Source organism: Variovorax sp. KK3, from assembly GCF_001984055.1.
Classification (GTDB): Bacteria; Pseudomonadota; Gammaproteobacteria; order Burkholderiales; family Burkholderiaceae_C; genus Variovorax.
Genome location: NZ_LYVO01000165.1, coordinates 1 through 2,393, shown reverse-complemented (window position 1 = coordinate 2,393; position 2,393 = coordinate 1). Strand labels below are relative to the sequence as shown.

1 protein-coding gene is annotated in these 2,393 nt (G+C 68.1%); it reads left to right on the top strand.

Annotated elements, in window-relative coordinates; translation table 11 throughout:
- The coding region (locus B0W80_RS33890; protein ID WP_218668988.1) for an autotransporter-associated beta strand repeat-containing protein at window positions 1–2,393 on the top strand (2,393 nt) is incomplete at both ends.

The window sequence follows — 2,393 nt, the reverse complement described above, 5'->3', positions numbered from 1 at the left end:
GCTCGGCCGTCGGCAACATCATCGAGCCCGGCGGCTCGATGAGCATCGACGACGCGCAGGCCGTGACCTCCGTGTACATCGGCGCCGGTGGCGGCGGCGGCGGCGGTGCCTACGGCATCACGTCCGGCACCAGCGCCGCGGGCGTGAACGGCGGCACGGGCAATAACGGCAACCTCACGCTCGGCAGCGGCGCCATGCTGACGGTGGCGGAGACCTTGAACATCGGCGGCGCCGGCGGCGGCGCAGGCGCAGGCACGACGGGCGCCACGGAATTGCCGGGCGGCAACGGCGGCACCGGCGGCGCGGGCATCCTGCGCTTCGATGGCGGGTCTGCAGCCGTCGCCGGCCTGGTCCGCGTCGGCGGCCCGCGCGGCAACGCGTCCAATGCCGGGTCCGGCAGCTTGCCGGGCGCAGGCGGTGCAGGCGCCATCCAGATCGGAAGCGGCGGCGCCCTCAGTGCCACTAGCGGCATCCAGGTCGACGCGGGCAGCACCATCACGGGGAGTCAGGGGGCTGGCCAGCGCTTCACCATCGCGGCGCCCTTGATTGGCGGTGGCGGGCAGTTCAGCCAGATCGGCGCGGGCATCACGGTCGTCGAGGGCATGATGACCATGGCCACGTCGCCTCAGGTGCTCGATGGGACGCTGCAGTTCGGCAACGGTGGCAACGTGGGAGGATTGGACGGCAATGCGTCTGTGATGGGGAACGGCACGATCGCCTTCAATCGGAGCGACCAATTCAGGTACTACGGCTCGATCACCGGTACCGGGACGCTGGCGCAGATCGGCAGCGGCACGCTGGTCCTGACTCGCCTGAACAGCGTGGCCCGGACTACCATCGCCGCCGGCGGCACGGTGATAGTCGACGTAGCGCCCGACGATTACATGACGGGAACCATTCTCAACGACGGAACGCTCCGCTTTGAGACCGACTTGTTGGGCGTGCTGGCGCGCATCCAAGGAACCGGCCGATTAATCGGCGCAGCCGATTTCGAGCTTCTTGCAAGCAACAGCTACTCCGGCGAAACGACGATCGAGTCGGGGACGCTCACCGCCTGGAGGGGTGCCAACCTGAGTCCCAACTCGGCGATGACGGTGCGACAGGCGGGCACCCTCCTCATAGGCGACCGACAGACCGTCGGTTCTCTGTCTGGCACGGGCCGCGTGATATTGGAACACCGGAGTGATGCAGGCAATCTCCGGACCGGCAACAACAACCTCGACACGACCTTCAGCGGCGGCTTGGAAGGACGCGGCGGCATCGTGAAAGAAGGCTCGGGCACCTTCACGCTCGACACCGTCAACACCTATACCGGCGCCACGATCGTGCAGGCGGGCACGCTGGCGCTGGCAGGTTCGGGCGCCATCGCCGCGTCGAGCGGCGTGAACGTGGGCGGCGGCGCGACATTCGACATCTCCGGTACCACGGCCGGAAGCAGCGTGCGTACGCTGTCGGGTGCAGGTCGCGTGGTGCTGGGCGAAAGATCGCTCACCCTCACCGGCGGCAACAGCATCTTCGCCGGCGCGCTATCCGGCACCGGCGAGTTGATCAAGCAAGGCACGGGCATCTTGGTGCTGACCGGCGACAACCGCGACCATTCCGGCACGACGACCATCAGCGCCGGAACGCTGCAGGTCGGCAATGGCGGCACCAGCGGCACGCTGGGCACCGGCGCCGTGGTGAACAACGCGTCACTGGTCTTCAACCGCGTCGATGCCGTCACAGTGGCCAATGTCATCAGCGGTACCGGCTACCTCGAACTGGGGCGCCCATCCGTGCTCACCCTGTCGAGCGCCAATACATATACCGGTCAGACCCTCATCCGGCTTGGTACCCTGGCGCTGGCGGGTGCCGGCGCCATCGCCGCCTCGCACTTGGTGATCATCGGCCCCGACGCTACCTTCGACATCGCCGGCGCCGCGGCCGACTCCGCAGTGCGCAATCTCTTGGGCGCAGGCCATGTGGTGCTGGGCGCCAGGTCGTTGACCATCACCGATGCCGCTACCAACTTTGCCGGCGCCTTCAGCGGCAGCGGCAACTTGATCAAGCAGGGCCAGGAAACCTTCGTACTTCTGGGCAACAACACCGCCCACACCGGCGCGACAACCATCGATGCCGGAACGCTGCAGGTCGGCAACGGCGGCACCACCGGCACCCTGGGCACTGGCGCAGTCGTCAACAACGCCGCACTGGCCTTCAAGCGCAGCAACGCCGTCACGGTGGCCAATCCCATCGCCGGCACCGGCACGCTGACACAGGCCGGCAGCGGCACGACCGTGCTGACTGGCGCGAACACCTACACCGGCGCGACGGCCATCCAAGCCGGCACGCTGCAGATCGGCGACGGCGGCACCACGGGCACGCTGGGCACAGGCGGCGTGACCAACAACGCT